This window comes from Allobosea sp. FBZP-16, from assembly GCF_002831785.1.
In the GTDB taxonomy this organism is placed as follows: Bacteria; Pseudomonadota; Alphaproteobacteria; order Rhizobiales; family Beijerinckiaceae; genus Allobosea; species Allobosea lupini.
Window position 1 is genome coordinate 553,846 of sequence record NZ_LNCQ01000022.1, and the last position, 21,163, is coordinate 575,008.

Here is a 21,163-nt window from a genome sequence, read left to right on the forward strand (position 1 = left end):
TGCGGCCTCCTACAAGCTCATGCTGGCAGCGGCGAGCGTGCCGCTGATCACGGCAATCACTGCCAGCATCGCTGCCGAGGGAATCCGGTCCTCCTCGATCTTGCGCGAGAGATCGGGGATGACGATGCGGGCAAAGCCATAGGCGCCAAACTGGACGACCATGGCGATCACCGCCCAGATCACCAGGTCGGGAATGCTCGCCGCCTGCTCGATCGCCGTCTCCAGCGGCACCGAGAAGCCGACCAGATTGCCGCCGAAAGCGATCGCGGCGGAGAGATTGCCGCCGCGGATCAGCGCGATCTCGTCATGGTTGGTGAGCCGCATGTAGACCGCGGCAAAGCCGGCGATCAGCGCGAACCCGACGCAGAAATACAGAATGAACGCCGGCAACCCGGCCATCGAGATCGTCATGCTGCCGCCCCTTGCATGCCATGATGCTCAAGGAGATCACTATACGGCAGCGGCGCCGGCGCGCCAGACTGTCGCGGCTTGGGCTGTGAACGCGCGGACGACGTCACGGAGACACTCCATGAAGGACAGACATGCGCAATGCTCTTGCGGGGCTCTGAGCCTGATCTGCCGCGGAGAGCCGGCGCTCGTCGCGCTCTGCCATTGCCGGGAATGCCAGCGGCGCACCGGCAGCACCTATGGCATCGCCGCCTTCTTCCCGCGTTCAGAGGTCGAGATCAGCGGCGAAGCGAAATCTTATAGCCGCGAGGCCGACAGCGGCTTCGACGTTACGCAGCACTTCTGCCCGCGCTGCGGCAGCACGGTCTATTGGGAGCCATTGCGCAAGCCGGAGATGATCGCGGTCGCCGTCGGCGCCTTCGCCGACCCGGATTTTCCGGCGCCGGGCAAGCAGGTCTACTCCCAGCACCGCCACCCCTGGGTCGCGGTGCCGGTCGATTGATCGCCAAGGATCAGACCAGGCGGCTCTGCACCACCGCCGCCTCGATGAAGCTGGCGAAGAGCGGATGCGGCTCGAACGGCCGCGACTTCAGCTCGGGATGGTACTGCACGCCGATGAACCAGGGATGGTCGGGATATTCGACCGTCTCCGGCAGCAGTCCGTCGGGCGAGACGCCGCTGAAACGCAGGCCCCTGGCCTCGAGCAGCTCGCGATAGCCCATATTGACCTCGTAGCGGTGGCGATGCCGCTCGGAGATCTCGGTCGAGCCGTAGATCTGCGCGATCTTGGTGTCGTCCGACAGCTTCGACTGGTAGGCGCCGAGCCGCATCGTGCCGCCGAGATCGCCGCCGGAGAAGCGCTGCTCCAGCTCGTTGCCGCGCATCCACTCGGTCATCAGGCCGACGACAGGCTGCTCGGTCGGGCCGAACTCGGTCGAATTGGCGTCCTTGACGCCGGCGAGCGAACGCGCCGCTTCGATCACCGCCATCTGCATGCCGAAGCAGATGCCGAAATAGGGCACCTTGCGCTGCCTGGCGAAGCTCGCCGCCTTGATCTTGCCCTCGGCGCCGCGATGGCCGAATCCCCCGGGCACGAGGATGCCGTGGACATGCTCGAGGAACGGCGCCGGGTCCTCCTTCTCGAACACCTCGGACTCGATCCAGTCGAGATTGACCTTGACCCGGTTGGCGATGCCGCCATGGGTCAGTGCCTCGATCAGCGACTTATAGGCGTCCTTCATCCCGGTGTACTTGCCGACGATGGCGATGGTGACCTCGCCTTCCGGGTTCTTGATCCGCTCGGAGATCCGCCGCCAGTTGCTGATGTCGGGGGCGGTCTTGTCGTCCAGGCCGAAGGCGGCCAGGACCTCGGTATCGAGCCCCTCGGCGTGATAGGACAGCGGCACATCATAGATCGAGGCAACGTCGCGGGCCTCGATCACTGCGGTCTCGCGGACATTGCAGAACAGCGCGAGCTTGCGCCGCTCCTCGACCGGGATCTCGCGATCGGTGCGGCAGAGCAGGATGTCGGGCTGGATGCCGATCGAGCGCAGCTCGGCGACAGAGTGCTGCGTCGGCTTGGTCTTCAGCTCGCCAGCGGTCGGAATATAGGGCAGCAGCGTCAGATGCAGGAAGATGCACTGGCCGCGCGGCAATTGCTGGTTGGTCTGGCGGATCGCCTCGAGGAAGGGCAGGCTCTCGATGTCGCCGACCGTGCCGCCGATCTCGACCAGCACGAAGTCGTAGCCGTCATTGCCGGAGAGGACGAATTCCTTGATGGCGTTGGTGACGTGCGGGATCACCTGGATGGTGGCGCCGAGATAGTCGCCCCGCCGCTCGCGCGTCAGGATGTCCATGTAGATGCGGCCGGTGGTGATGTTGTCGCCCTTGTTGCAGGGCCGGCCGGTGAAGCGCTCGTAATGACCGAGGTCGAGATCGGTCTCGGCGCCGTCGTCGGTGACGAAGACCTCGCCATGCTGATACGGGCTCATCGTGCCCGGATCGACATTGAGATAGGGGTCGAGCTTGCGCAGGCGGACCTTATAGCCACGCGCCTGCAGGAGAGCAGCCAGAGCAGCCGCCGCCAGGCCTTTGCCAAGCGAGGACACCACGCCGCCGGTGATGAAAACATACCGCGTCATGGGAGATCACCTTTAACGCTAGGATTTCGATTCGCTAAGCGGGTCGGTGCAGACCGATCCTGCGCTCTACGCTTGTCCACAAAAGAGAAGGGCCGGTTTCCCGGCCCCTGCCCTTGTCTCGTTCCGGTCACCGCGTCGGGGTTCCCGGCTGCGGCGGTTGCGACCCGCCTTGGTTCTGCATCTGCCGGAGCTGGTCGAGCACCCCGCCGGCATTCGGCGCGGAAGGCCCGCTCGGCGCGGCCGGGGCGGTCGTGCCGGCAGGCGCCGGGGCGCCGTCGATGATCGAGCGCTGCGTGCGGCCATGCGTCGCCATCACCGCCAGCGCGATCGAGGTGATGAAGAACAGGCCGGCGAGAATGGCCGTGGCGCGGGTCAGCGCATTGGCCTGGCCGCGGCCGGTCATGAAGCCGCCGACGCCGCCTCCGCCGCCCGAGCCCATGCCGAGGCCGCCGCCTTCGGAGCGCTGCAGCAGCACGACGCCGACCAGCGCGATCACGATCAGCAGGTGAATGACGATGAGGACGTTCTGCATGGCTCTCGAAATGGGTATGGCGCGGGCGCCTGCCAAGATGGCGGCATCCCGCGGAACGGCGCTGGCCATAGCATGGGCTTTCCGCCCATGCCACCTGCGATTTCAATCTCCCTTCGGATCAGGCGCAGGCGCGCGCGATCGCGAGGAAGTCCTCGGCCTTGAGGCTGGCGCCACCGACGAGCGCGCCATCGACATTGGCGACGTTCATCAGCTCGGCCGCATTGCTCGGCTTGACCGAGCCGCCATAGAGCAGCCTGACGCCGGCGGCCACAGCCTTGCCGAGGATGCGCCCGAGCTCGGCCCGGATCGCCTCGTGCATCTGCGCGACATCGGCCGCTGTCGGGGTCAGGCCGGTGCCGATCGCCCAGACCGGCTCATAGGCGACGACCAGCGAGGCTGCGCTCGCGCCGTCCGGCACCGAGCCGCGCAGCTGCTTCTTCACGATCGCCAGCGCCTTGCCGGCCTCGCGCTCGTCCTTGGTCTCGCCGACGCAGACGATCGGCGTCAATCCCGCAGCCAGCGCCGCCTCGGCCTTGGCCTTCACCTGCGCATTGCTCTCGCCATGCAGGGTCCGGCGCTCGGAATGCCCGACGATCGCATAGGTCGCACCGGCATCGACCAGCATCGGCGCCGAGACCTCGCCGGTATAGGCGCCGCTGGCATGGGCGCTGCAATCCTGCCCGCCGGTCGCGATACGCGAGCCGATCAGCGAAGCCGTCAGCGTGAACAGCAGCGTTGCGGGCGGGCAGATCGCGAGGTCGACGGCCCGCCGCAACGTGGCGTCGTGGCCCTGGGCGACCTCGGCTGCGATGGCGAGGTCGGCCTTCAGCCCGTTCATCTTCCAGTTGCCCGCCACCAGCGGCTTGATCGTTCGCGTCACGGCTGCTCTCCAAATCTTGTCCATCTGGCTCTAGCAATGCCGTACCCCGATCGCAATCAAGGCGATCCAGAGCGATTGCCGGAAGGCGTCGCTCTTCCTATAAGCGGCGCGCAGCGGCACGGCCGCGAGAGGATCGGGAAGATAAGACCATGATGATGCAGGGCATCCGCAAGGCGGGGCAGAGCTTGATCGGCAAGCTCATCATCGCCGTGATGTTCGGCTTCCTGATCATCTCCTTCGCGGTCTGGGGCATCGGCGACATCTTCCGTGGCTATGGCCGCAACGCCGTCGCCGTCGTCGGCAAGACCGAGATCGGCCTCGAGCAGGTGCGCACGGCCTATCAGAACGAGATCCAGCAGCTGCAGCGCCAGCAGCGCCGCCAGATCAGCCCCGATCTGGCCCGGGCGCTCGGCCTAGACCAGCGCGTGCTCTCGCGCCTCGTCACCGACGCGACCCTGGACCAGACGGCCGCGAAGCTGGGTCTCGCCGTCTCCGACGAGACCGTGCGCACGATCCTCTTCACCGATCCGAACCTGAAGAACGCTGCCGGCCAGTTCGATCCGGCCCGCTTCAACGAGCTGCTGCGCGCGATCGGCCTGACCGAGCAGCAGTTCGTGCGCGAGCAGCGCGCCGCGACGATGCGCCAGGAGATCGCCGAGATGGTCGTCGGCGCGGTCACGGCCCCGGTCGCACTGCAGGAACTCGGCCATCGCCTGCGCCATGAGCAGCGCGAGATTGCCTATATCACCCTGCCCGAGAGCGCCGCCGGCGAGATCCCGGCGCCGAGCGCCGAGGTGCTGCGCAAGTATTTCGATGAACGCAAGGCCGCCTTCCGCGCGCCGGAGTACCGTACCGCCAACGTACTGGTCCTGACGGCGGCCAGCCTTGCCGACCCGAGCAAGGTCAGCGACGCCGACGCCCGCGCCCGCTACGAGCAGATCAAGACCCAGCGCTTCGGCTCCGCCGAGCGACGCACCGTCCAGCAGATCGGCTTTCCCTCGATGGAGGAGGCCAAGGCCGCCAAGGCCAGGATCGACGCCGGCGAGACCTTCGAGGCGATCGGTACCAGCCGCAATGTCGCCGAGGCCGATCTGACGCTCGGCACCTTCACCCGCGAGGGCCTGTTCGATCCGGCCGTGCGCGATGCCGCCTTCGCTTTGGCGCAAGGCGCGGTCAGCGAGCCCGTGCAGGGCGGCTTCGGCGTCGTGCTGCTGCGCGTCCCGGCGATCGAGCCGGCCCGTCTGAAGAGCTTCGAAGAGGTCGCCGACGAGGTCCGTCGCGATGTCGCGACGAGCCGCGCCGCCGAGCAGCTGACCGATCTGCACGACAAGGTCGAGGACCAGCGCGCCTCGGCCAGGCCGCTGCCGGAGATCGCCAAGGAGTTCAATCTCCCTCTGCGCAATTTCGGCCCGGCCGATGCGAGCCTCGGCAAGGCCGACGGCACGCAGGAGACCTCCCTCCCCGGCGGCGACACGACGCTGCAGGCGCTGTTCCGCACTGATATCGGCGTCGACAACGAAGCGGTGCGCCTGCCCAATAATGGCGGCTATGTCTGGTTCGACGTGACCAAGATCGATCCGCCGCGCGAGCGCGGCTTCGATGAGGTCAAGGCGGAGGTCGAGAAGCAATGGCGCTCCGACGAGGTCGCCTCGCGCCTCTCGGCCCAGGCCCGCGACATCGTGCAGAAGCTCGACGCCGGCGAGAAGCTCGACGCGCTCGCCTTCGCCCAGGGACTTGCTTTGGAGGATGCGACGCTCGGCCGTCAGGACCAGAGCGACGCCCTGCCGCGCAATGTCGTCTCGCTGGTCTTCGGCACGCCGGCCGGCAAGGCGGGCTCGGCCGCGGTCGAAAACACCGGCCGCGTCGTCTTCCAGGTCAAGTCGGCGACGGTCAGCCCCTATGCCCGCACCACCGAGGATGCCGAGAACTTCGTCAGGCTGCTGACGTCGAGCATCAGCGAGGATCTCCTCGCCCAATATGTCGGCAAGCTGCAGAACGATCTCGGCGTCCAGCTCAACCAGGCGGCGTTGCGCAACGCCACCGGTGGCCAGAACTGAAGCAGGACGCATGGATCCGGCCGCCGATTTCGCCCGCTTCGCCGCCGCCTATCAGGCCGGCGAGCCGCAATTGCTGACGCTCTCGCTGGTCGGCGATTGCGAGACGCCGGTCGCCGCCTTCCTGAAACTGCGCCATACCTATGGGGGCCCGGCGTTCCTGCTCGAATCCGTCGAGGGCGGCGCCGTGCGCGGCCGCTACTCGATGATCGGGCTCGATCCCGACCTGATCTGGCGCTGCCATCGCGGGCAGGCCTCGCTTCGCCGCCTCGCTCAGGATGAGGATTTCGTCGCCGATCCGCGCCCGGCCTTCGAGTCGCTGCGCGCCCTGCTCGCTGAGAGTGCCATCCCCGATCGCGACGGCCTGCCGCCTATGGCCGCCGGTGTCTTCGGCTATCTCGGCTACGACATGGTGCGCTTGATGGAGCGCCTGCCGGAAGCGAAAGCCACCGGCCCCGGCGTGCCCGACGCGATCCTGACCCGCCCGACGCTGATGGTCGTGTTCGATTCGATCCGCGACGAGATCACGGTGGTGACGCCGGTGCGCCCGCTGGCGAACGTCCCGGCTCGCGCGGCGCATGAACGGGCGCAGGAGCGGCTGGACGCGGTGGTACGGGCGCTCGAAGGCCCCCTGCCCGATGAAGCCGGCATCGACATTGCGGCGATCCCGCATCCGGATTCCACATCGAACACCAGCGAGGCCGAGTTCCACGCGATGGTCGCGACCGCGCAGGAATATGTCCGTGCCGGCGACATCTTCCAGGTCGTGCTCTCCCAGCGCTTCGAAGCGCCGTTCGAATTGCCGCCCTTCGCGCTTTACAGGGCGCTGCGGCGGGTCAATCCGGCGCCCTTTCTCTGCTATCTTGATTTCGAGGCCTTCCAGATCGTCTGCTCGAGCCCCGAGATTCTGGTTCGCCTGCGCGACGGCAAGGTCACGATCCGGCCGATCGCCGGCACCCGCCCGCGCGGCGCAACGCCCGCTGCCGACGAGGCTCTCGCCGACGAGTTGCTGGCCGATCCCAAGGAGCGGGCCGAGCATCTGATGCTGCTCGACCTCGGCCGCAACGATGTCGGCCGCGTTGCGGAGATCGGCAGCGTCAATGTCACCGATTCCTTCTTCATCGAGCGCTACAGCCAGGTGATGCACATCGTCTCGAACGTCGAGGGACGCATCTCCGGCGAGCACGACGCGCTCTCGGCCCTCGCTGCCGGCTTCCCTGCCGGCACCGTCTCAGGCGCGCCGAAGGTGCGCGCCATGGAGATCATCGACGAGCTGGAGAAGGACGGACGCGGCGCCTATGGCGGCTGCATCGGCTATTTCGGCGCCAATGGCGAGATGGACACCTGCATCGTCCTGCGCACGGCGGTCGTCCAGGACGGCCGCATGCAGGTCCAGGCCGGCGCCGGCATCGTCTACGATTCGAACCCGGCCTCCGAACAGCTCGAATGCATCAACAAGGCGAAAGCCCTGTTCAAGGCGGCCGAAGAGGCCGTGCGCTTCGCCGCCCGTAGCCGGCGAGGCCAATGATCCTGTAGCAATAGCCTGCATACGCGCACCCCGAAGACGCATGTCCGCTCACTTGCGCGGCGTGTTTTGGCCCGCGCATATTGCCGGTAGTCGAGATCGCCGCTCACTAGCCTCAAGGTTGTCGTGGGTGGCCACTCAGCAATCAGAACCGGCCCTGCCCGTTCGCGCGGATGCCTGACGCGGACAGACAGGGCTCGGCGACAAATGGAGAGGAAACCATGCGTTTGCGCGCAACCATGATCGGCAGCGGTCTTGCCCTGGCGCTTCTGGCCGGCACGGCCGCCATCGCCCAGCAGACCCAGAAGGTGACGGTCGCCGTCACCGCCATCGTCGAGCACCCGGCGCTCGACGCCGCCCGCGACGGCGTCAAGAAGGCGCTGGAGGAGGCCGGCTACAAGGACGGCACCAACCTGACCTTCCGCTATGAATCGGCGCAGGGCTCGCCGGCGACGGCAGCCCAGATCGCCCAGAAATTCGCTGGCGAGAACCCGAACGTGATCGTCGCGATCGCGACCCCTTCGGCCCAGGCGATGGTCACGGCAACGCAGACGATTCCCGTCGTCTTCACCGCCGTGACCGATCCTGTCGCCGCCCAGATCGTCAAGGACAGGCAGGCGCCCGGCGGCAACGTAACCGGCATCTCCGACTTCTCGCCGCTGGAGGCCCAGTTCGACCTGATCAAGGAGCTGGTGCCGTCTGCCAAGAAGATTGGCGTCGTCTACAATCCCGGCGAGGCCAACAGTGTCGCGCTGCTCAACGCCGTGAAAGCGCTGGCGCCAGCCCGCAACCTCCAGATCGTCGAGGCCTCGGCCGGCCGCACCGCCGATGTCTCCGGCGCAGCGCAGAATCTCGTTGGCAAGGTCGACGCAATCTACCTGCCGACCGACAACACCATCATCTCGGCGCTCGGCACCGTGCTCGCCGTCGGCACCGACAACAAGCTGCCGGTCTTCACCGGTGACACCGAGTCGGTCCAGAAGGGCTCGGTCGCCTCGATCGGCTTCGACTATTTTCAGGTCGGCGTCGAGACCGGCGCTGTGGTCGTGCGCGTCCTCAAGGGCGAGAAGCCCGGCACGATCCCGGTCAAGAACGCCAGCGGCAGCAACCTTGTCATCAACGCCAAGGCGGCCGCCGCCATGGGCGTGACGATCCCGGCGGCCGTGCAGGCCCGCGCCAAGCAGGTGATCAACTGATCTGAGGCGCGGCGGCGTTCCCGCGCCGCCGCTCTCTTCGGCCGCCTAATCTTTCCGGAACAGAGCAAGCAGGGCGACCGATGAGTCTCATCGCCACCCTGGGCGCCATCGAGATCGGACTGGTGTTCGCTCTCGTGGCGCTCGGCGTCTACATCACCTTCCGCGTCCTCGACTTTCCCGACCTCACGGTCGACGGCACCTTGCCGCTCGGCGCCGCCGTCGCGGCGGCGATGATCGCAGGTGGCGTCAATCCGGTCTTTGCGACGCTGGCGGCGATCGTCGCCGGCTGCCTCGCCGGCACGGTCACCGCCTGGCTCAACATTCGCTTTTCGATCCTGCATCTGCTTGCCGGCATCCTGACGATGACGGCGCTGTTTTCGATCAATCTCAGGGTCATGGGCGTGCCCAACATCCCCTTGATGAACCGGCCGACGGTGATCGATTTCTTCACCTGGCTGAACCCGTTCATCGCTGCCATGGGGCTGCCCGCCCGCCCGACCCTGCGCGTGCTCGCGCTGCTGATCATCGTCACCGTGATCGCCGCCCTCCTAGCCCGTTTCCTCAAGACCGAGTTCGGGCTCGCCATGCGTGCAACCGGCGCCAATCCGCGCATGGCGCGGGCGCAGGGCATCCGCACCGACATGTACATCTATGTCGGCGTCGCCCTTTCCAACGGCCTCGTCGCCCTGGCTGGCGCTCTGTTCGCGCAGACGGCCGGCTTCGCCGACGTCAGTATCGGCACCGGCACGATCATCGCGGGCCTCGCCGCCGTCATCCTCGGCGAGACCATCTTGCGCACCAGATCGATCGTCGTTGCGGTCTTCTCCTGCCTGATCGGCGCCATCGCCTATCGCCTCGCCATCGCGCTTGCGCTGAACGCCGGCTGGCTCGGCCTGCGCGCCTCCGACCTCAACCTCGTCACCGCAGTGCTGGTCGGCATCGCGCTGATGCTGCCCGGGATCGCCAATCCGCTGCGCAGCCTGTTCAAGCGGAGCGCGCCATGATCAGCGTCCGGGACGTCCATGTCACCTTCGGGCGCGGCACGCCGCTGGAGAACCGCGTTCTGCGCGGCCTTGATCTCACCGTGCCCGAGGGCGAGTTCATCACCGTGATCGGCTCGAACGGCGCCGGCAAGTCGACATTGCTCAACGTCCTCAGTGGCGATGCCCGGGCCGAGCGCGGCACGGTCGAAGTCGACGGCATCGACGTGACGCGCTGGCCGACACCAAAGCGCGCCGGGCTGATCGCGCGCGTCTTCCAGGACCCGATGGCAGGCACCTGCGAACGCCTGACGATCGAGGAGAACATGGCGCTGGCTCAGGCGCGCGGTCGCGCCCGTGGCCTCGGCGCGGCGCTTGACCGCTCGCGGCGCGCGTTGTTTCGCGACAAGCTGGCGGTCCTCGGCCTCGGCCTCGAGAACCGCCTCCGCGATTCGATGGGCCTGCTGTCAGGCGGTCAGCGCCAAGCGGTCAGCCTGCTGATGTCGACGCTGGCGGGCACCAAGACCCTGCTGCTCGACGAGCACACCGCCGCGCTCGATCCCCGCACCGCCGCCTTCGTGCTCGACCTGACCCGGCGCATCGTCGACGATCAGAAGCTGACCGCGCTGATGGTCACCCATTCGATGCGCGACGCGCTCGACCATGGCAGCCGTACCGTGATGCTGCATGAGGGCAAGGTCGTCTTCGACATCGCCGGCGAGCGCCGCAAGGCGATGGACGTTCCCGATCTCTTGCGCCTGTTCAAGCAGGTGCGCGGCGAGGAACTCTCCGACGACAGCCTGCTGCTGAGCTGAGGCTTCAGGCTGTCAGGCCCGAATCTTCACATTCCGGGCCAGGAAATCGATGAAGGCCCGCATCCGGGCCGGCACGAAACCGCCCTGCCCGAGATAGACGGCGTGGATGACCTCGATGTCACCGGGATTGAAGTCCTCCAGCACCGTGACCAGCCGGCCCGCGGCGACCTCGGTCTGGGTATGAAAGCGCCCCAGCCGCGCCAGGCCAACTCCGGCAACCGCGAGCTGGCGCGCGATCTCGCCGTCGCCGACCTGGGTGTTGCCGACGGCGGCGATCGAGATCAGCGCGCCGTCGACGCGGAACGGCCAGCCCTCTACCGAGCGGGCGAAGTTGAAGCCGATCAGGTTGTGTTTCGCCAGATCGGCCGGCGTCCTCGGCTCGCCATGGCGCGCGAGATAGTCGGGGGAAGCGACCACGGCTACGCCGCTCTCGCCGATCTTGCGCGCCATCAGCTGGTTGCCGCGCAAGGGCCCGGGCGCAACGCGGATCGCGATATCCGCCCGCTCCTCGATCAGGTCGACGACCTGGTCGGTGAAGACGAGATCGACCGAGAGGTCGGGATGCTCGGCCAGGAAGGTCGGCACCAGCGGCAGCAGAATCTGGTTGCCGAAGGCGACATTGGCGTTGACCCGCACCCGCCCGCGCGGCGCCCGCCCGGCGGCGGCCTCGCATTCCGCCTCGGCAATATCGGAGAGGATGGTGACGCAGCGCTGGTGGAAGGCCTGTCCTTCTGCGGTCAGCTGCAGCTTGCGCGTCGAGCGGTTGACCAGCCTGGCGCCGAGCCTTGCCTCCAGCCGCGTGACCAGCTTGCTCACGGCCGACGGCGTCATGCCGAAGAGCTTGGCCGCGGCGGAGAAGCCACCGCGCTCGACCACGGCCGCGAACACCTCCATCTCGCCGGAGCGGTTGCTGAGCAGGGCGGCCATGATGAACTCAAGTCACAGGTGATGTTACGAGCGGCATTCTAGTTCAAGCCGCTGCATTGCACCATCTGGCTGGGCATCATCTCCTCTCCCCCTGGCGCGGAGCCTGCCATGCCCATTGCCGTCTATGCCCTCACCGCCGGTGCCTTCGGCATCGGCACCACTGAATTCGTCATCATGGGCCTCTTGTTGCAGGTCGCCGCCGACCTGCAGGTCTCGGTCGCGATGACCGGCCTGCTGATCTCCGGCTATGCGCTCGGCGTCTTCGTCGGCGCGCCCGTCCTGACGCTGGCCACCCGCAAGCTACCGCGCAAGCAGGTGCTGATCCTGCTAATGGCGATCTTCACCCTCGGCAACATCGCCTGTGCGCTCGCCCCGAGCTACGGGCTGCTGATGGCGGCACGCATCGTCACCTCGCTGGCGCATGGCACCTTCTTCGGCGTCGGCTCGGTCGTTGCGACCAGCCTCGTGCCCGAGGACAAGAAGGCCTCGGCCATCGCCGTGATGTTCACCGGCCTCACCATCGCGACCCTGCTCGGCGTGCCCGCCGGCGCCTGGCTCGGCCTGAACTTCGGCTGGCGCGCCACCTTCTGGACCATCGCCGCGATCGGCGTCGTCGCCATGCTGGTGCTCGCCCGTCTCTTGCCGGCCGACAAGGGCAAGGTCGAGGTCGCGCCGCTGCGCCAGGAACTCGCGACCCTTGCCGACCCGCAGGTGCTGCTCGGCCTCGCCATGACCGTACTCGGCTTCGGCGGCGTCTTCGCGGTCTTCACCTATATCCAGCCGATCCTGGTCGAGATCACGGGCTTCTCGCAGGAGGCCGTGTCGCCGATCCTGCTGCTCTTCGGCCTCGGCCTGATCGTCGGCAACATGCTCGGCGGCAAGCTCGCCGACCGCAACCTTCCGGTCGCCCTGCTCGCGACCACGGCGACCCTCGCCATCGTCCTCTTCGCGATGACGGCGACGCTGCGCTCGCCTATCGCCGTGACGATCTTCGTCGGCCTGATCGGTGCCGCTGCCTTCGCCACCGTCGCACCCTTGCAGATGCGCGTGCTCGACAAGGCCGGGCCTGCCGGTCGTAGTCTCGCTTCCAGCCTCAACATCGCTGCCTTCAATCTCGGCAATGCCTTCGGCGCCTGGCTCGGCGGCGTCACCATCGAGCACGGGCCGGGGCTGGCCGCCGTGACCTGGGTCGCCGCCCTGGTGCCGCTGGCGAGCCTGGTCCTGGCCGTGATCAGCCTGCGCCTCGACAGGCGCCCGCAGGCGGCGCTGCAGCCCGCCCCCGCCTCTTGCCCGCAGGCTTGAATATCAAAGACTTCACAGAAGGATTTCCACCATGGACTACAGATATCTCGGCCGCTCAGGTCTGAAGGTCCCGGCACTCAGCTTCGGCGCCGGCACCTTCGGCGGCCAGGGCCCGCTCTTCAGCAACTGGGGCACCAGCGACGCCAAGGAGGCGACCCGCCTCGTCGACATCTGCCTGGAAGCTGGGGTCAACCTGTTCGACACCGCCGACGTCTATTCGAACGGCGCCTCCGAGGAGGTCCTGGGAGCCGCGATCAAGGGCCGGCGCGACAAGGTCCTGATCTCGACCAAGATGACCCTGCCGATGGGCGATGGCCCGAACGATGCCGGCTCCTCGCGCAGCCGCCTGATCGACGGCACCGACGCCGCGTTGCGCCGGCTCGGCAGCGATCATATCGACCTGCTCCAGCTCCACGCCTTCGACGCCTTCACGCCGATCGAGGAGGTGCTGTCGACGCTCGATGCGCTGGTCCGCGCCGGCAAGATCCGCCAGGTCGGCGTCTCCAACTTCGCCGGCTGGCAGTTGATGAAGTCGCTCGCTATCGCCGAGAAGCACGGCTTCCCGCGCTATGTCGCCCATCAGGTCTATTATTCGCTGGTCGGCCGCGACTACGAGTTCGACCTGATGCCGCTCGGCCTCGATCAGGGCGTCGGCGCCCTCGTCTGGAGCCCGCTCGGCTGGGGACGCCTCACCGGCAAGATCAGGCGCGGACAAGCCCTGCCGGAAGGCAGCCGCCTGCACCAGACTGCCGATTTCGGCCCGCCAGTCGACGATCAGAAGCTCTACGATATCGTCGACGTGCTCGATGCGCTCGCCGGGGAAACCGGCAAGACGGTTCCGCAGATCGCGATCAACTGGCTGCTGCAGCGTCCGACCGTCGCATCCGTGATCATCGGGGCCCGCAACGAGCAGCAATTGCGCGACAATCTCGGCGCTGTCGGCTGGGCCCTGACGCCGGAGCAGATCGCCCGGCTCGACAAGGCGAGCGCGACGGTGCCGCCCTACCCGGCCTTCCCCTATCATCGCCAGGAAGGCTTCGCCCGGCTCAACCCGCCGGTGGTGTGACGCAACGATCCAACAAATCCGTCAGCCCTCATCCTGAGGAGCCGCGCAGCGGCGTCTCGAAGGATGCTCCAGGAAGCTCTCGACACTGCTGAAGCATCCTTCGAGACGCGATCTGCGATCGCTCCTCAGGATGAGGGCTGAGGGAGGGAAGATGGCTTGAATGCGCTGCGCTCGCAGCTTGATTTTTTTCGCGCGGCCTTGTCGGCTGCCGGCCCGGCCGAACGTCCTTGGCCTGAACCGGAGCGCTGCGCATGCACTACGCCATCCTTTGCTATCATTCCGAAGAGGTCGTCACGGCCTGGACGAAGGAGCAGAACGACGAGGTCATGGGCCGCCTCGAAAAGGTCCGCCAGCGCATCGCCAAGGAAGGCAAGCTCGGCCCGGTCGCACGCCTGTTGCCGACCACGGCCGCGACCACCCTGCGCAAGGACCGGGATCCGCCGCTGATCATCGACGGCCCCTTTGCGGAGACCAAGGAGCAGTTCCTCGGCTTCTACATCGTCGACGTCGCCGATCTCGACGAGGCGCTCGGCATCGCACGCGAGCTCGGCGAGGCCAATCCGGGCGGGGCCTTCGAGGTCCGTCCGCTCGCTGTCTACTATCCGGCCGGAGTCTGATCATGGCGGAGATCGCCTGGATCCATGCGGCGCTGACGTCGGCGCGCCCTCAGGCGATCAGCGCCCTGCTGCGCTATTTCCGCGATCTCGACATCGCCGAGGAGGCCTATCAGGAGGCCTGCCTCCGGGCGCTCAAGACCTGGCCGCAGAACGGCCCGCCGCGCGATCCCGCCGCCTGGCTGATCTTTGTCGGCCGCAATGTCGCGCTCGATCAGGTCAGGCGCCAGAAGAAGCAGGAAGCGCTGCCTGACGAGGATCGGCTCTCCGATCTCGGCGATGCCGAGAGCGAGGTCGCCGAGCGGCTCGACGGCGGCCATTACCGCGACGACATCCTGCGCCTCCTGTTCATCTGCTGCCACCCCGACCTGCCGTCGACGCAGCAGGTCGCGCTCGCCTTGCGCATCGTGTCGGGGCTCAGCGTCAAGCAGATCGCCCGCGCCTTCCTCGTCGGCGAGAGCGCGATGGAGCAGCGCATCACCCGTGCCAAGGCGCGGGTTGCCGCAGCCCACGTCCCCTTCGAGACTCCCGGCCCGATCGAGCGCGCCGAACGGCTCGCAGCGGTCGCGGCGATGCTCTATCTCGTCTTCAACGAGGGCTATTCGGCCAGCGGCGCCGAGGCCGACCGGCGGCGCCCCTTCAGCGAGGAGGCGATCCGGCTGATGCGGCTGCTGCTGCGACTGTTCCCGACCGAGCCGGAAATCATGGGGTTGCTGGCGCTGATGCTGCTTCAGCACGCCCGTGCGCCGGCCAGGCTCGACGCCGACGGCCAGATCGTCCTGCTCGACGATCAAGACCGGACGCTCTGGGACCGCGAGATGATCGCGGAGGGTCTGGCGCTGGTCGACAAGGCGATGCGCCATCGCCGGCCCGGCCCCTACCAGGTCCAGGCAGCGATCGCCGGCGTCCACAGTCGCGCAGCGCGGCCGGACGAGACCGACTGGGCCCAGATCGACATCCTCTACGCCACGCTGGAGCACATCCAGCCTTCGCCGGTCATCACGCTCAACCGCGCCGTCGCTGTCGCCAAGCTGCGAGGGCCTGAAGCTGCGCTCGCCATGGTCGAGCCGCTGGAACAGCAACTCTCGGGCTATTTCTACTTCTTCGGCTTCAAGGGCTGGCTGCTGATGCAGCTCGGCCGCGACCGCGAGGCGCGTAGCATCTTCGACCGCGCCATATCGCTCGCAGGCTCGGCCAGCGAGGCCGCCCATATCCGCCAGCATATCGACCGGCTGATGCGCGAGAGCGGGCAGGCCGCGGCGGGCTGAAGGAGGCCACGCTAGCCCGCGCCAGCGCCATCGTCCTCCAGGCTGAGCGCGAGCTTGCGCAGCAGCGCCGCCAGGTCCTCCTGCTCATGGGCGCTCAGGCCTGCGAGGAGACCCTTCTCCAGCGCCATGTCCTCGCGGAATGTGGCCTCGGCCTTGGCGCGGCCGGCCTCGGTCAATTCGACCAGGAGACTGCGCTTGTCCTCCTCCGCCTCGCGCCGCCGGATCAGGCCGGCCGCCTCCAGACGATTGAGGCGGGCCGTGAGCCCGCCCGAGGAGATCATCAGCGTGCGGTAGAGCTCGGTCGGCGTCAGCCGCCAGGGCGCTCCGGCCCGCCGCAAGGTCGAGATCACGTCGAACTCGCCGGTATCGAGACCATGGCGAGCGAAAACCGCCTCGATCCCCGGCCGCACCCGCAGCGTGATCCGCCGGGCCCGGCCGAGCACCGCCATGGGCGAGGTATCCAGCTCCGGTAACTCGCGCTGCCACTGTCCGCGCAACCGGTCGATATGGTCGCTGCCCTGCCCTGCATCATCGCTCATCGTGGCCTCCGCTGATCATGTGGCGCGCATCATGAATATATCTTGACATCGAGACAACGTCAGATTTATCTTGTCATCAAGATAAATACCAAAACCGACGGCTCGAAAAAAATTCATCTCGCTCTGTCGGCACGTCCGGACCGCCAACGTCCTCGTGGCAGCGACCGGATACGCCGGCCCCGAACCTCGGACGAAACCTGCCCGCACATCCGGGCCGGCGGAGCCCTATCAAATCGGAGCTTCCATGCAGTCCACCACCCTGCCCACCACGCCCGCCGGACAGCTCTGGACCGGGCGCATCATGAGCGGCATCATCGTCGCCTTTCTGATCTTCGACGGCGGCATCAAGCTGGCGCCACTCGCCATCGTCACCGAGACGATGCAGCAGCTTGGCTATTCCGGCTCGCAGGAGCTGGCGCGCGGGCTCGGCTTGATGACGCTCGTCATCGCGCTGCTGTATGCGCTGCCGCGCACGTCGGTGCTCGGGGCCATCCTGCTGACCGGCCTGCTCGGCGGCGCCATGGCGACGCATCTGCGCGTCGGCAGCCCGCTCTTCAGCCATCTCCTCTTCGGCCTCTATCTCGGCCTCTTGGCCTGGGGCAGCCTTTACCTGCGCGATCCGCGGCTGCGCCGCCTGATCCCCGTCCGTCTCGGCGCCTGACCCGCGAACCCACCCCACACAGGAGAGTGCCATGCTTACCTATCTCGCCATCGCCGTGCTCGCCCTTGTCGCCGGCCTCCTCATTGTCGCCGCACGCAAGCCCGATCTCTTCGAGGTCAGCCGTTCCGCGACGATCCGGGCGACACCCGAGCGCATCTTCGCCCTGCTCGCGGACTTCCAGGAATGGGGCGCCTGGTCGCCCTATGAGAAGAAGGATCCGGCGATGAAGCGCAGCTTCAGGGGCGCAACCTCCGGCGTCGGCGCCGTCTACGCCTTCGACGGCAACAAGCAGGCCGGCACCGGCGAACTTGCGATCGTCGAGGTCCAGGCGCCGACCAAGCTCGCCATCACGCTCGACATGACCAAGCCCATGGCCTGCCACAACCTGATCACATTCAGCCTGACCCCGGCAGAGGGCGGCACGCTGGTGACCTGGCACATGCAGGGCGCCTGCCCGTTCATGGGCAAGGTCATGGGCACGATCTTCAACATGGACCGCATGGTCGGCGGCGATTTCGAGAAGGGCCTCGCCGCGCTCAAGCAGGCCACGGAGCGCCCGCAGCTGGTTGCTGCCGCCGCCTGACCACGGCGCATTCGACTGTCCACCCCAGAGAAGCAAAGCCAAGGAGGAAGAACCATGAGCAACGCAGCAGAACTCGACAAGCCGCAGGCCGGCGACCTTTCCGGCTGCATGCCATCCAAGCCCCAGGCGGAGCATGACTGGCTCCTCCAGCTCATCGGCGAATGGACCTATGAGAGCGAATGCATGATGGGTCCGGACCAGCCTCCGATGAAATCGACCGGCACGCAGTCCTACTCGTCGATCGGCGAGCTCTGGCTCGTCGGCGACGGCACCGGCTGCATGCCCGATGGCAGCCCGGCGAAGACCCGGATCACGCTCGGCTACGATCCGCTCAAGGAACGCTATGTCGGCTCCTTCATCGGCTCGATGATGAGCGGTCAATGGGTCTACTCCGGCACGCGCAGCGCCGATGGCACAGTGCTGACCCTCGACACCGAAGGCCCCGACTTCACCAAGCCCGGCCAGACGGCGGCCTATCAGGACATCGTCGAGGTCAAGAGCCCGGACCATCACATCCTGTCCTCGCGCGCCAAGGGCGAGGATGGCCAGTGGGTCCAGTTCATGACGGCGCATTATCGCCGGGTGAAGTGACGGCCGAGCGCCGGCACAATTGACGACAACCGAGGGCGCGGAGCGACCAGCTCCGCGCCCTCGCGCTTGACCGGGGCGCGCGTTCAGGGGCATGTGCAGCCCTGAGAAACTGGGTGGGGACGGCCCCAAGACGATGCGCATCCTGCTGATCGACAATTACGACAGCTTCACCTGGAACCTGGTCCACCTGATCGGCGGGCTTGGGGCGGAGGTCGACGTGCGCCGCAACGACACGCTCTCGGTCAATGACGCCCTCGCCGGCGACCATGACGCGATCGTGCTCTCGCCCGGCCCCTGCACCCCGAACGAGGCCGGCATCTGCCTCGATCTCGTACGCGAGGGCGCCGACAGGAAGCCGATCTTCGGCGTCTGCCTCGGCTTGCAGACGATCGGCCAGGTCTTCGGCGGCGAAGTGGTGCGCGCGCCTTTGCCGATGCACGGCAAGGTCTCGACCATCACCCACCGCGCGCGGGGCCTGTTCCACGGCATCAACGGGCCGCTCGAGGCGACGCGCTATCACTCGCTCGTCGTCCGCCGCGAGACCTGCCCGACCGAGCTCTCCATCGAGGCCGAATCCGGCGACGGCATGATCATGGCGCTGTCGCATCGCGACCTGCCCGTCCACGGCGTGCAGTTCCATCCCGAGAGCATCGCCTCGGAGCATGGCGCGACGATCCTGCGCAATTTCCTCGATCTCGCCGAGCGATGGTCGCGCCAGAACGCCAAAGCCGCCCTTTCCGCGACAGCCTGATCGATCGAGTTCCCATGGACGACTTCAAACCCTTCATCGCCAAAGTCGCGACCGGCGCCTCGCTGTCGCGCGAGGAAGCCCGCGACGCCTTCGAATCGATGCTCTCCGGCGAGGTCACGAATGCGCAGGCGGCCGCCTTCCTGATGGCGCTGCGCGTGCGCGGTGAGACCACCGAGGAGATCGCCGGCGCCGTCACCGCCATGCGCGCCCGCATGCTCACCGTCGAGGCGCCGGCCGACGCGATCGACATCGTCGGCACCGGCGGCGACGCCTCCGGTTCCTACAATGTCTCGACGCTTGCCTCGATCATCGTCGCGGCCTGCGGCGTCCCGGTCGCCAAGCATGGCAACCGCGCGGCCTCCTCGCGCTCCGGCGCCGCCGACGTGCTGACCGCGCTCGGCGTCAAGGTCGGGCTGGAGGCGGCCGGCACCGAGCGCTGCATCGCGCAGGCCGGCGTCGGCTTCATGTTCGCACCGACCCATCACGCCTCGATGCGCCATGTCGCGCCGGTGCGCACCGAGCTCGGCACCCGCACCATCTTCAATCTGGTCGGCCCGCTCTCGAACCCGGCCGGCGTCAAGCAGCAGCTCATTGGCGCCTTCTCCGAGACCTGGCTCGAGCCGATGGTCAAGGTGCTGCAATCGCTGGGCTCGCATACCGTCTGGGCGGTCCACGGCTCCGACGGCCTCGACGAGATCACCACCACCGGCCCGACCCGCATCGTCGCGCTGAAGGACCGCAAGATCGAGAGCTTCAATATCGCGCCCGAGGATGTCGGTATTCCGCGTGCAAAGCCCGAGGATCTGCGCGGCGGCGAGCCGGCGCAGAATGCGCAGGCGCTGCAGGAGGTGCTCGGCGGTGCGAAGAGCGCCTTCCGCGACATCGCCGCTTTCAATGCCGCCGCCGCGCTCGTCGTCGCCGGCAAGGCGGCTACGCTCGGCGAAGGGCTGGCGCAGGCCTATGCGGTGCTGGACAATGGCAAGGCCAAGGCCGCGCTCGCAGCCCTCGTCGCCAGTTCCAATGCGTGAGGCCATCCATGTCCGATATTCTCAGGCGGATCGAGGCCTATAAGCGCGAGGAGATCGCGGCTGCTCGGCTGGCGATTCCTCAGGCCGAAATCGAGAAGCGCGCAGCGACGCAAGCGGCCCCGCGCGACTTCATCGGCGCGCTCGAAGCCAAGCACCGCGCCGGCGGCCCGGCCCTGATCGCCGAGATCAAGAAGGCCTCGCCCTCCAAGGGGCTGATCCGCCCCGATTTCGACCCGCCCGCGCTGGCCAAGGCTTATGCCGCAGGCGGTGCCGCGTGCCTCTCGGTGCTGACCGACATGCCCTCGTTCCAGGGCCGGCCGGAATATCTTGGCGAAGCGCGCGCCGCCTCAGGCCTGCCCGGTCTGCGCAAGGACTTCATGTTCGAGCCCTACCAAGTCTTCGAGGCGCGCAGCTGGGGTGCCGACTGCATCCTGATCATCATGGCCTCGCTCGACGATGCCGCCGCGCGCGAGCTCGTCGCGACGGCGAAAGCGCTTGGCATGGCCGCGCTCGCCGAGGTCCATGACGAAACCGAGCTGGAGCGCGCCTTGAAGCTCGACACCCGGCTCGTCGGCATCAACAACCGCGATTTGCGCAGCTTCGAGCTCAACCTCGCCGTCACCGAGCGGCTGGCGCCGCGCGTGCCCAAGGATCGCCTGCTGGTCGGCGAGAGCGGTATCTTCACGCATGACGACATCGCCCGCCTGCAGGCTTGCGGCGTCAACACCTTCCTGGTCGGCGAAAGCCTGATGCGCCAGGCGGACGTGGCGGCGGCGACCCGCCAGCTTCTGACCGGCAAGACTGCCGAGGCGGCGGCGTGAGCCGCCTCACCCATCTCGACCAGAAGGGCGAGGCCCATATGGTCGATGTCGGCGACAAGGCCGAGACTGTCCGCACGGCGATCGCCGAAGGCCATGTGGTGATGCAAGCCGAGACGCTGGCGATCGTCCGCGACGGCGAGGCCAAGAAGGGCGATGTGCTCGGCACCGCCCGCCTCGCCGGCATCATGGCGGCCAAGCGCGCGCACGAGCTGATCCCGCTCTGCCACCCGCTGCTCCTGAGCAAGATTTCCGTGGACCTGTCGATCGACGAGGCCCTGCCGGGCGTGCGCGTCCGCGCCGAGGTCAAGCTGACCGGCAAGACCGGAGTCGAGATGGAGGCGCTGACCGCCGTCAGTGTCGCCTGCCTCACTATCTACGACATGGTGAAGGCGGCCGATCGCGCCATGCATATCGAAGGCGTCCGACTCGTGCATAAATCCGGCGGCAAGTCCGGAACCTACGAGATCGCAGGACCATAGGC

The 21,163-nt window shown here is 67.4% G+C and carries 23 protein-coding genes; 17 read left to right on the top strand and 6 right to left on the bottom strand.

From position 1 onward, the window contains the following. Positions 1–9: 9 nt before the first annotated feature. Positions 10–411, bottom strand: coding sequence for a DUF350 domain-containing protein (locus CXY91_RS08900; protein WP_091828798.1), 402 nt, complete (start codon positions 409–411; stop codon positions 10–12). A 118-nt stretch (positions 412–529) separates the two neighbouring features. Between CXY91_RS08900 and CXY91_RS08905 the strand changes: the two genes are divergently transcribed. Continuing rightward, positions 530–910, top strand: a complete 381-nt coding sequence (locus CXY91_RS08905) for a GFA family protein (RefSeq protein ID WP_100960478.1) — start codon at positions 530–532, stop codon at positions 908–910. Positions 911–920: 10 nt separating this feature from the next. Here the strand turns inward: CXY91_RS08905 and CXY91_RS08910 are convergent, their stop codons facing one another. The 3 genes from CXY91_RS08910 to tpiA all read right to left on the bottom strand — a co-directional run bounded on the left by CXY91_RS08910 (position 921) and on the right by tpiA (position 3,961). Further along, positions 921–2,549, bottom strand: coding sequence for a CTP synthase (locus CXY91_RS08910; RefSeq protein WP_100960480.1), 1,629 nt, complete (start codon positions 2,547–2,549; stop codon positions 921–923). Between the two features lie 127 nt (positions 2,550–2,676). Further along, on the bottom strand, positions 2,677–3,081 hold the full coding sequence (secG, locus tag CXY91_RS08915) for a preprotein translocase subunit SecG (protein ID WP_091828792.1): 405 nt from the start codon (positions 3,079–3,081) through the stop codon (positions 2,677–2,679). A gap of 118 nt (positions 3,082–3,199) precedes the next feature. After that, the gene (gene tpiA / locus CXY91_RS08920) at positions 3,200–3,961 is read right to left on the bottom strand and encodes a triose-phosphate isomerase (protein ID WP_100960482.1); all 762 of its coding nucleotides are present in this window, start codon (positions 3,959–3,961) and stop codon (positions 3,200–3,202) included. Between the two features lie 149 nt (positions 3,962–4,110). Here tpiA and CXY91_RS08925 point away from each other — a divergent pair, with 149 nt between their 5' ends. The 5 genes from CXY91_RS08925 (at position 4,111) to CXY91_RS08945 (ending at position 10,531) form a co-directional block, all read left to right on the top strand. Continuing rightward, on the top strand, positions 4,111–6,018 hold the full coding sequence (locus tag CXY91_RS08925; RefSeq protein ID WP_248307407.1) for a peptidylprolyl isomerase: 1,908 nt from the start codon (positions 4,111–4,113) through the stop codon (positions 6,016–6,018). Positions 6,019–6,028: 10 nt separating this feature from the next. Then, positions 6,029–7,543 carry an anthranilate synthase component I gene (trpE, locus tag CXY91_RS08930; RefSeq protein WP_100960484.1) on the top strand — a complete coding sequence of 505 codons (1,515 nt, stop codon included), beginning with the start codon at positions 6,029–6,031 and terminating at the stop codon, positions 7,541–7,543. 218 nt (positions 7,544–7,761) lie between these two features. Beyond that, positions 7,762–8,736 carry an ABC transporter substrate-binding protein gene (locus tag CXY91_RS08935; RefSeq protein ID WP_100960485.1) on the top strand — a complete coding sequence of 325 codons (975 nt, stop codon included), beginning with the start codon at positions 7,762–7,764 and terminating at the stop codon, positions 8,734–8,736. 80 nt (positions 8,737–8,816) lie between these two features. Continuing rightward, complete coding sequence (locus CXY91_RS08940; protein ID WP_100960487.1) at positions 8,817–9,740, top strand: ABC transporter permease; 924 nt, start codon at positions 8,817–8,819, stop codon at positions 9,738–9,740. Then, positions 9,737–10,531, top strand: a complete 795-nt coding sequence (locus tag CXY91_RS08945; protein WP_100960489.1) for an ABC transporter ATP-binding protein — start codon at positions 9,737–9,739, stop codon at positions 10,529–10,531. The genes CXY91_RS08940 and CXY91_RS08945 overlap by 4 nt, the downstream gene beginning before the upstream one ends. 12 nt (positions 10,532–10,543) lie before the next feature. On the opposite strand, the gene CXY91_RS08950 is transcribed toward CXY91_RS08945, so the two are convergent. After that, a complete protein-coding gene (locus CXY91_RS08950; protein ID WP_100960492.1) occupies positions 10,544–11,458 on the bottom strand; it encodes a LysR family transcriptional regulator in 915 nt (304 codons plus the stop codon). A gap of 108 nt (positions 11,459–11,566) precedes the next feature. Between CXY91_RS08950 and CXY91_RS08955 the strand changes: the two genes are divergently transcribed. The 4 genes from CXY91_RS08955 (at position 11,567) to CXY91_RS08970 (ending at position 15,708) form a co-directional block, all read left to right on the top strand. Next, entirely contained in the window at positions 11,567–12,760 is a 1,194-nt protein-coding gene (locus CXY91_RS08955) for an MFS transporter (protein ID WP_100960494.1), read from the top strand. 31 nt (positions 12,761–12,791) lie between these two features. Further along, complete coding sequence (locus tag CXY91_RS08960) at positions 12,792–13,826, top strand: aldo/keto reductase (RefSeq protein ID WP_100960496.1); 1,035 nt, start codon at positions 12,792–12,794, stop codon at positions 13,824–13,826. A 251-nt stretch (positions 13,827–14,077) separates the two neighbouring features. Then, a complete protein-coding gene (locus CXY91_RS08965; RefSeq protein WP_100960498.1) occupies positions 14,078–14,443 on the top strand; it encodes a YciI family protein in 366 nt (121 codons plus the stop codon). A gap of 2 nt (positions 14,444–14,445) precedes the next feature. Further along, positions 14,446–15,708, top strand: coding sequence for an RNA polymerase sigma factor (locus CXY91_RS08970; RefSeq protein WP_100960500.1), 1,263 nt, complete (start codon positions 14,446–14,448; stop codon positions 15,706–15,708). Between the two features lie 11 nt (positions 15,709–15,719). Here the strand turns inward: CXY91_RS08970 and CXY91_RS08975 are convergent, their stop codons facing one another. After that, entirely contained in the window at positions 15,720–16,247 is a 528-nt protein-coding gene (locus CXY91_RS08975; protein WP_100960502.1) for a MarR family winged helix-turn-helix transcriptional regulator, read from the bottom strand. Between the two features lie 244 nt (positions 16,248–16,491). Between CXY91_RS08975 and CXY91_RS08980 the strand changes: the two genes are divergently transcribed. The 7 genes from CXY91_RS08980 to moaC all read left to right on the top strand — a co-directional run bounded on the left by CXY91_RS08980 (position 16,492) and on the right by moaC (position 21,161). Continuing rightward, positions 16,492–16,908, top strand: coding sequence for a DoxX family protein (locus tag CXY91_RS08980; RefSeq protein ID WP_100960504.1), 417 nt, complete (start codon positions 16,492–16,494; stop codon positions 16,906–16,908). Between the two features lie 31 nt (positions 16,909–16,939). After that, the gene (locus CXY91_RS08985) at positions 16,940–17,491 is read left to right on the top strand and encodes an SRPBCC family protein (RefSeq protein ID WP_100960506.1); all 552 of its coding nucleotides are present in this window, start codon (positions 16,940–16,942) and stop codon (positions 17,489–17,491) included. A 54-nt stretch (positions 17,492–17,545) separates the two neighbouring features. Next, positions 17,546–18,082 carry a DUF1579 domain-containing protein gene (locus CXY91_RS08990; RefSeq protein WP_199777381.1) on the top strand — a complete coding sequence of 179 codons (537 nt, stop codon included), beginning with the start codon at positions 17,546–17,548 and terminating at the stop codon, positions 18,080–18,082. A gap of 133 nt (positions 18,083–18,215) precedes the next feature. Continuing rightward, positions 18,216–18,833 (top strand): anthranilate synthase component II, encoded by a 618-nt coding sequence (locus CXY91_RS08995; protein WP_100960508.1) that lies wholly within the window; start codon positions 18,216–18,218, stop codon positions 18,831–18,833. A 14-nt stretch (positions 18,834–18,847) separates the two neighbouring features. Continuing rightward, on the top strand, positions 18,848–19,861 hold the full coding sequence (gene trpD, locus CXY91_RS09000) for an anthranilate phosphoribosyltransferase (RefSeq protein WP_100960510.1): 1,014 nt from the start codon (positions 18,848–18,850) through the stop codon (positions 19,859–19,861). A gap of 8 nt (positions 19,862–19,869) precedes the next feature. Next, positions 19,870–20,682, top strand: a complete 813-nt coding sequence (trpC, locus tag CXY91_RS09005; protein WP_100960512.1) for an indole-3-glycerol phosphate synthase TrpC — start codon at positions 19,870–19,872, stop codon at positions 20,680–20,682. Continuing rightward, positions 20,679–21,161: a cyclic pyranopterin monophosphate synthase MoaC gene (moaC, locus tag CXY91_RS09010; RefSeq protein ID WP_100960514.1), complete on the top strand. Its 483-nt coding sequence runs from the start codon at positions 20,679–20,681 to the stop codon at positions 21,159–21,161. The genes trpC and moaC overlap by 4 nt, the downstream gene beginning before the upstream one ends. The last annotated feature ends 2 nt before the right edge of the window (positions 21,162–21,163 follow it).

What these genes read in the sequence shown, in the direction of transcription:
- trpE (WP_100960484.1), top strand. Translation starts at nt 6,029, where the DNA reads ATGGATCCGGCCGCCGATTTCGCCCGCTTCGCCGCCGCCTATCAGGCC.
- CXY91_RS08910 (WP_100960480.1), bottom strand. Translation starts at nt 2,549, where the DNA reads ATGACGCGGTATGTTTTCATCACCGGCGGCGTGGTGTCCTCGCTTGGC.
- CXY91_RS08970 (WP_100960500.1), top strand. Translation starts at nt 14,446, where the DNA reads ATGGCGGAGATCGCCTGGATCCATGCGGCGCTGACGTCGGCGCGCCCT.
- CXY91_RS08955 (WP_100960494.1), top strand. Translation starts at nt 11,567, where the DNA reads ATGCCCATTGCCGTCTATGCCCTCACCGCCGGTGCCTTCGGCATCGGC.
- secG (WP_091828792.1), bottom strand. Translation starts at nt 3,081, where the DNA reads ATGCAGAACGTCCTCATCGTCATTCACCTGCTGATCGTGATCGCGCTG.
- CXY91_RS08965 (WP_100960498.1), top strand. Translation starts at nt 14,078, where the DNA reads ATGCACTACGCCATCCTTTGCTATCATTCCGAAGAGGTCGTCACGGCC.
- CXY91_RS08905 (WP_100960478.1), top strand. Translation starts at nt 530, where the DNA reads ATGAAGGACAGACATGCGCAATGCTCTTGCGGGGCTCTGAGCCTGATC.
- CXY91_RS08960 (WP_100960496.1), top strand. Translation starts at nt 12,792, where the DNA reads ATGGACTACAGATATCTCGGCCGCTCAGGTCTGAAGGTCCCGGCACTC.
- CXY91_RS08925 (WP_248307407.1), top strand. Translation starts at nt 4,111, where the DNA reads ATGATGATGCAGGGCATCCGCAAGGCGGGGCAGAGCTTGATCGGCAAG.
- CXY91_RS08980 (WP_100960504.1), top strand. Translation starts at nt 16,492, where the DNA reads ATGCAGTCCACCACCCTGCCCACCACGCCCGCCGGACAGCTCTGGACC.
- CXY91_RS08975 (WP_100960502.1), bottom strand. Translation starts at nt 16,247, where the DNA reads ATGAGCGATGATGCAGGGCAGGGCAGCGACCATATCGACCGGTTGCGC.
- trpD (WP_100960510.1), top strand. Translation starts at nt 18,848, where the DNA reads ATGGACGACTTCAAACCCTTCATCGCCAAAGTCGCGACCGGCGCCTCG.
- CXY91_RS08995 (WP_100960508.1), top strand. Translation starts at nt 18,216, where the DNA reads ATGCGCATCCTGCTGATCGACAATTACGACAGCTTCACCTGGAACCTG.
- CXY91_RS08900 (WP_091828798.1), bottom strand. Translation starts at nt 411, where the DNA reads ATGACGATCTCGATGGCCGGGTTGCCGGCGTTCATTCTGTATTTCTGC.
- CXY91_RS08935 (WP_100960485.1), top strand. Translation starts at nt 7,762, where the DNA reads ATGCGTTTGCGCGCAACCATGATCGGCAGCGGTCTTGCCCTGGCGCTT.
- CXY91_RS08985 (WP_100960506.1), top strand. Translation starts at nt 16,940, where the DNA reads ATGCTTACCTATCTCGCCATCGCCGTGCTCGCCCTTGTCGCCGGCCTC.
- CXY91_RS08990 (WP_199777381.1), top strand. Translation starts at nt 17,546, where the DNA reads ATGAGCAACGCAGCAGAACTCGACAAGCCGCAGGCCGGCGACCTTTCC.
- CXY91_RS08945 (WP_100960489.1), top strand. Translation starts at nt 9,737, where the DNA reads ATGATCAGCGTCCGGGACGTCCATGTCACCTTCGGGCGCGGCACGCCG.
- CXY91_RS08950 (WP_100960492.1), bottom strand. Translation starts at nt 11,458, where the DNA reads ATGGCCGCCCTGCTCAGCAACCGCTCCGGCGAGATGGAGGTGTTCGCG.
- trpC (WP_100960512.1), top strand. Translation starts at nt 19,870, where the DNA reads ATGTCCGATATTCTCAGGCGGATCGAGGCCTATAAGCGCGAGGAGATC.
- CXY91_RS08940 (WP_100960487.1), top strand. Translation starts at nt 8,817, where the DNA reads ATGAGTCTCATCGCCACCCTGGGCGCCATCGAGATCGGACTGGTGTTC.